Genomic DNA, 5,932 nt, shown 5'->3' on the forward strand with positions numbered 1-5,932 from the left:
CCGGTCAGCGGATCCTCGTTGGCGCGGCGTTCGAGGTCGAGGCGCAGCGCCCTCGGCCAGATGGCGGTCTTCCGGTTCCCGTCCTCGTCGTACGACCCCGCGACCGGGGTCGCGACCCTCGGTTACGAGCTTGACGGTCCGGGGGGCGCCCTGTCGTTCACCGAGACCGTCACGTTCCCGGTGCCCGAGGTCGCGCCGTCGCCGGCCCGCCTCGCCGCGTTCCGGCAGGTGCTCTCCCTGCTCCACCTGGTCGCCGGGGTGAGCTACTACAAGGCGGCCGCCCCGCCGCGGCTCGAGCTGCCCGCGCCCGTGTCCGGCCCGGTGCTCGACTACGTCACCGCGGTCTACACCAAGGGCCTCGCGGAGTACGCGTACCGCAACGACCTGCCGCACGTGCTGTCGCTGGCGCCGGCCGCACCGGGTTCCGCGGAGCCCGTGCCGGCGGTGCCCGAGCTGACCGAGGGGCGGCCGCTGTCGGCGGTCGGCGGCGGCAAGGACTCGATCGTCACGCTGGAGACGCTGCGGGCCGGCGGCTTCGACCCCGTGCCGTTCTCCGTCAACCCCAACCGGATCATCGAGGCGGTCAACGCGGCCTCCGGCGTGCCGGCGCTGGCCGCCCGCCGGCGGCTCGACCCGGCGCTGCTCGAGCTCAACGGCCTCGGCGCCCGCAACGGGCACATCCCGGTCACGGCGATCAACTCGCTGATCGCGGTGGCCACCGCGGTGCTGCACGGGCTCGGGCCGGTGGTGATGTCCAACGAGCGCTCGGCGTCCGACCCCAACCTGATCTGGAACGGTCAGGAGATCAACCACCAGTGGTCGAAGGGTGTCGAGGCCGAGGGGCTCCTGCGGGCCGCGCTGGCCGCACACGCCGGGCTCGTCGACCCCTACTTCTCGCTGCTGCGTACGCTCTCCGAACTGCACATCGCCAGGCTCTTCGCGGGCTTCATCGGCTACGACGCCGTGGTGACGAGCTGCAACCAGGCGTTCAAGCTGCGGGACGCGACCGCGCGGTGGTGCGGGCACTGCCCGAAGTGCCGGTTCGTCTTCCTGGCCATGGCACCGTTCATGGCGCCCGCGCGGCTCGTCGAGATCTTCGGGCTCGACCTGTTCGCCGACCCGGCGCAGATCCCGGGCTACCTGGAGATCCTCGGCATCGACGGGCACAAGCCGTTCGAGTGCGTGGGTGAGGTCGAGGAGTCACTGGTCGCGCTCGGGCTGCTGGCGCGGCAGCCGGCGTGGTCCGGCACGCCGGTGGTGACGGCGCTGGTCGCGGCCGTGCCGGCGGAGGCATGGTCGGCGGCGTCGGACTCGGACGTGTTCACGCCGGGCGGCCCGCACTTCGTGCCGGAGACGTACGCGAAGCTGCTGCCCGCGGGCTGAGCCCTTACTTGCGGAACTGGAAAGTTATCGCATAACTTTCCGCCATGGAAAGTATTGGGCTGGCGGGCGAGCTCGCGGCGGCCGAGCGCGGAGCCGCCGCTCCCTACGTCACCTACCCGCCCACACCGTGGTGGTACGCGGTGTCCGTCGGCGCCTGGGTCGCCGCCCTGGTCGGCACGTTCACCTGGTGGCGCGAGAGCGTCGGCCTGTTCGTGGGCTCGCTGGCCGCCCTGATCGCCCTCGAGCTCCTGTTCCTCGTCTGGATGCGGCGCCGCCACGGTGCGCTTCCCATGCCGGGCACCGGCACGCCACCGCCGGAGATCGCCCGGGTGTGGCGCGCATACTTCGCCGCGCTGCCGCTGGTCGCCCTGGCCGTCTGGCTCGTGTGGTGGCTGGTCGGCGTCCCCGCGGCCGCCGGCACTTCCTTCGTCCTCGTGACGGTCGGCCTGACGGTCTACGAGCGGCGCTATGCCGCGGCCGCCGCCGCGACCCGGGCGCGGCTGCGGTGATCGACGGGCTGGATCCGGTCATCCACGTGCCCAAGCGGCTGGGCGCCATGGCCGTCCTGGCCAACGCGCCGACCGTCACGTTCCGGTTCCTGAAGGACCATCTGGGCATCAGCGACTCGGACCTGTCGCGGCAGATGTCCACGTTGGAGTCCGCGGGCTACGTCAGCGCCACGAAGCTCGGCCACGGTCGGGGTGGCGGCACCACCTACCGGATCACGCCTGAGGGGCGGACGGCCTACGACACGCATTGCGCCGCCCTGCGCGCGCTGATCGACGCCTCACGCTAGGTCGTCGCGGCCCAGCTCCCAGAACGCGACCGCCGCCGCGGCGGCCACGTTCAGCGAGTCGACGCCACGCCGCATCGGGATCACCACCCGCAGGTCGCTGGCGGCCTGCGCCGCCGGGGTCAGGCCGGGCCCTTCGGCGCCGAGGAGCAACGCGGCCCGCTCCCGCTGCGCCGGCGTCAGCCGCTGCATCGGCACGGCGTCCGGGGTCGGTGTCATGGCCAGCACCGTGAACCCGGCCGCGCGGACCTCGGCCAGCCCGGCCGGCCACCGCGCGAACCTGGCGTACGGGATCGCGAACACCTCGCCCATGCTGACCCGGATGCTCCGCCGGTAGAGCGGGTCGGCACAGGTCGGCGACAGCAGCACCCCGTCGATGCCGAGCGCGGCGGCACCCCGGAAAACGGCGCCGAGGTTGGTGTGGTTGTTGACGTCCTCCAGGACGGCGACCCGACGGGCGTCGGCCAGCACGGTGTCGACGTCCACCGGCGGGCGGCGATGGAAGCTGGCCAGGATGCCCCGGTGCACGTGGAAGCCGGTCACCTGCTCCAGGACGGCCTGGCCGGCCGCGTACACCGGAGCGGTCTGTTCGAGGTCGCCGATCTGGTCGACGCGCTTCTCGTCGACGAGGAACGACCGGGGGCGGTAGCCGGCCCGGAGGGCGCGGCGCAGCACCAGTTCGCCCTCGGCGATGAAGAGGCCGTGCGGGGGTTCCCAGCGGGTGCGCAGCTCGACGTCGGTCAGCGCCCGGTAGTCGGCGAGCCGTTCGTCGCCCGGCTCGGTGATCACGGTGACGGGCACGACGGACATTCTGCGCCCCTGCGCGCGGCCGGCTCTATCCGGGCAGGGGTTCCGCCTGCTTCCTGGCCGGCGGGACCGGCGTCGGCAGGCCGGTCGGGCGCAGGCCGTCGAGCACGTAGCCCAGGTGCCGGCGCCAGGCGTCCGGTGCGCTCGCGGCCGTCCGCTCGACCAGGCCGGCGTTGGCCATGAGGATCAGCACCACGTCGGCGTGGTCGACTCCCGCGCGCAGCGCACCGGCGGCCCGGGCCCGGTCGATCAGCGCGGTCAGGTAGTCGAAGGCGATGTCGCGCAGGTCGTCCAGCTCGTCCACTTCGGACATCCGCGCGGTGAGCAGCTCGGCGAGCGCGCGGTCGCGGGCCTGCAGCTCGCAGAGGTAGGTCAGGTGGTCGGCGAACGCCCGCCACGGGTCCGGGTCGTCGAGCGCGGTGCGGGCGGCGGTGACCACCTCGCGCAGCGGCTCGACGAAGACCGCGCCGACCAGGTCCCGCCGGTGCGGGAAGCGGCGGTAGAGGGTGGCGTTGCCCACGCGCGCGCGCCGCGCGATGTCGTCCAGCGGCGCGTCGAGGCCGCGCGCGGCGAAAACCGCGCGAGCGGCGTCGACGAGTTGGCGGCGGTTACGCTCGGCGTCGGCCCGTAGGCTCCCGGGAGACATGGCAGATACCTTACGACGGTAACCGGGGATTGATCCCCGGTCGTGCTAGCGTCGCAGAAGGAGCTAAGCAGGGACAATCCCCCGGTTAGGTGAGGTGGTCTCGCGATGGCACGAGCACTGGCGGTCGCCGGGCGCGACCAGAGCCCCGCTGTGCTGGAGGTTCCCGTCCCCAACCCAGGCCCCGGGCAGATCCGGGTGGCGGTGGAGGCGGCCTCGGTCAACGGGATCGACGCCGCGACGGGTGCCGGGTTGCTGTGGGACTCCGTGCCCCATCATTTCCCTGTCGTGCTCGGTCGCGACTTCGCCGGCACGGTCGAGCGGGTCGGCCCGGGCGTCGCGTCGATCCGTCCCCGCGACCGGGTGGCCGGCGTCATCACCGGGATGTCGCTGGCCCGGGGCGCGCTCACCGACACGCTGGTGTTCGACGCGCGCAGCGTCGCACCGCTGCCGCCGGGCATCAGCGAGGAGCAGGCGGCGGCCGCGGGCCTGGCCGCGATCACCGCCGCGGCGCTGGTCGACGCCCTTTCCCTCACCTCTTCCGACACCGTGCTGGTCGCCGGCGCGACCGGCGGCGTCGGTGCGTTCGCGGTGCAGTTGGCCAGGGCGCGAGGTGCCACGGTGTACGCGACGGCGCGCCCCGGCGAGGCGACCGAGTTCGTCCGCGGGCTCGGTGCGAACGAGACGGTCGACTACACCAACGGACTCGCCGCCCCGCCGAACCTGACGGCGATCGTGCAGGCGGCCGGCGACGGTGCGGCGCTGGCGGCACTGCTGCCGGCCGGTGGCCGCCTCTCCTCGGCGACCGGTGCTTCGGCGGACACGGTCGGCCGGTCCGACATCACGGTGACGCCGGTGATGCCGACCGCGACGCGGGAGTCGATCGGCACGATCCTGGACGCGCTCGCCTCGGGCGCGCTGCGGGCGCCGATCACGCACACGTACGCGATGTCGGACGCGGCGAGGGCACTGACGGACTTCGGCCACCACAAGCTCGGCAAGCTCGTCGTCGACACACGCCGCTGATGCCCACGATCGCGATCGTCGGTGCGGGACCGGGGCTGGGCCTGTCCATCGCCCGGGTCTTCGGCGCGGAGGGCTTCGAGGTGGCCCTGATCGCCCGCCGCGAGTCCACATTGGCGGAGATGGTCGCGTCGCTGTCGGCCGCCGACATCACGGCGGCCGCGTATCCGGCGGACATCCTGGACCGCCCGAGCCTGGTGCGGGCGTTCAAGGACATCGCCGCGAACCACGACCCGGTGGAGGTGCTGGAGTTCTCGCCGGCGCCACGCGGGCCGCAGCCGGGGATGGTGCTGGCGGGGCCGCTGGAGGTGAGCGTGGCCAACGTCCAGCCGCATCTGGACTTCTACGTCCACGGCGCGATCACGGCGACGGGCCAGGTGCTACCGGACATGATCGAACGCGGCAGCGGCACGCTGCTCTTCACGACGGGGCCGTGCTCGGTCTCGCCGACGCCGGCGATGGGCAACGTCGGCATCGCGTGTGCGGCGCTACGCAACTGGGTCCTGAACCTGCACGACGCGTTGGCGGACAAGGGTGTGTACGCGGCCCATGTCCCGCTGTCGTTCGCACCGGACGACACCGACCCGGCCACGATCGCACCGCACTACTGGCAGATCCACGAACGGGGTGAAGGCCCGGAGCACGTCCTGTCGCCGGAAACCCTGCACACAAGGCGCAACCCGAGCAGCCTGTAACCGCCGCTGGTCCACTCGAGACGATCGCCGGCCGGATGACCGATTCCGGCTCACGCCCCGTGGCGCTCCTCCGGGACGCACGGATGCCGGTGGCCGCCGGCGGACGTGCGTCGTAGTTGACGGACGCCGGGTTGGGGTCTGGGAGCGCGGCCCGCCGCGGAGCCGGCGCGTCGTGAGTCTGCGGTTGCAGTGGAGTTCCGAGCTTCGCGGCCCCTATCCCGGGATTGCCGCAGGATTGGGTTTGGGAACCCGGCCCGCCGCGGAGCCTCGGGTCGTGAATATGCGGCTGCCGTTCCAGAGAACTTCCGAGCTTTGCGGCCACGAACCCGGGACTTCCGCAGGGTTGGGTTTGGGAACCCAGCCCGCCGCAGAGCCTCGGGTCGTAAATGTGCGGCTGCCGTTGCAGAGAACCCCCGAGCTTGCGGCCAGAATCCCGGGACTGTCGCCGGGTTGGGGTTTGGGCGCGGCGCGCGGCGGAGGTGGCAGCGACGCGGCAACTCGATGTCTGCGATGGGCGGGCTGCGCAGGCGCATGCCGGGCACGTTCTGGTCCATGACGATCGGGCTCGGCGCGCTGATCGGGCTGCCG

Annotated in this window: 7 protein-coding genes; 5 read left to right on the plus strand and 2 right to left on the minus strand. The window is 72.8% G+C overall.

The annotated features are described in order from the left end of the window. Positions 1-60: 60 nt before the first annotated feature. From AB0H87_RS36745 to AB0H87_RS36755, 3 genes are read left to right on the plus strand one after another with little or no spacing between them, the layout of a single operon-like run. Positions 61-1,383 (plus strand): hypothetical protein, encoded by a 1,323-nt coding sequence (locus AB0H87_RS36745; RefSeq protein ID WP_360156733.1) that lies wholly within the window; start codon positions 61-63, stop codon positions 1,381-1,383. Positions 1,384-1,427: 44 nt separating this feature from the next. Continuing rightward, a complete protein-coding gene (locus AB0H87_RS36750; RefSeq protein ID WP_360156715.1) occupies positions 1,428-1,892 on the plus strand; it encodes a hypothetical protein in 465 nt (154 codons plus the stop codon). Continuing rightward, positions 1,889-2,179 carry a transcriptional regulator gene (locus AB0H87_RS36755; protein ID WP_360156718.1) on the plus strand — a complete coding sequence of 97 codons (291 nt, stop codon included), beginning with the start codon at positions 1,889-1,891 and terminating at the stop codon, positions 2,177-2,179. Before AB0H87_RS36750 ends, AB0H87_RS36755 begins: the two co-directional genes overlap by 4 nt. Here the strand turns inward: AB0H87_RS36755 and AB0H87_RS36760 are convergent. Both AB0H87_RS36760 and AB0H87_RS36765 read right to left on the minus strand, forming a co-directional pair. Next, the gene (locus tag AB0H87_RS36760; RefSeq protein ID WP_360156721.1) at positions 2,171-2,977 is read right to left on the minus strand and encodes an RNA methyltransferase; all 807 of its coding nucleotides are present in this window, start codon (positions 2,975-2,977) and stop codon (positions 2,171-2,173) included. The genes AB0H87_RS36755 and AB0H87_RS36760 overlap by 9 nt on opposite strands. A gap of 34 nt (positions 2,978-3,011) precedes the next feature. Beyond that, entirely contained in the window at positions 3,012-3,629 is a 618-nt protein-coding gene (locus AB0H87_RS36765; protein ID WP_360156724.1) for a helix-turn-helix domain-containing protein, read from the minus strand. 105 nt (positions 3,630-3,734) lie between these two features. Here AB0H87_RS36765 and AB0H87_RS36770 point away from each other — a divergent pair, with 105 nt between their 5' ends. Together AB0H87_RS36770 and AB0H87_RS36775 are read left to right on the plus strand one after the other, a co-directional pair. Then, positions 3,735-4,652 (plus strand): zinc-binding dehydrogenase, encoded by a 918-nt coding sequence (locus tag AB0H87_RS36770; protein ID WP_360156727.1) that lies wholly within the window; start codon positions 3,735-3,737, stop codon positions 4,650-4,652. Beyond that, positions 4,652-5,344, plus strand: a complete 693-nt coding sequence (locus AB0H87_RS36775) for an SDR family NAD(P)-dependent oxidoreductase (RefSeq protein WP_360156730.1) — start codon at positions 4,652-4,654, stop codon at positions 5,342-5,344. The genes AB0H87_RS36770 and AB0H87_RS36775 overlap by 1 nt, the downstream gene beginning before the upstream one ends. Positions 5,345-5,932: the final 588 nt, after the last annotated feature.

Origin of the sequence: Asanoa sp. NPDC050611 (assembly GCF_040654855.1) — a bacterium.
In the GTDB taxonomy this organism is placed as follows: Bacteria; Actinomycetota; Actinomycetes; order Mycobacteriales; family Micromonosporaceae; genus Asanoa.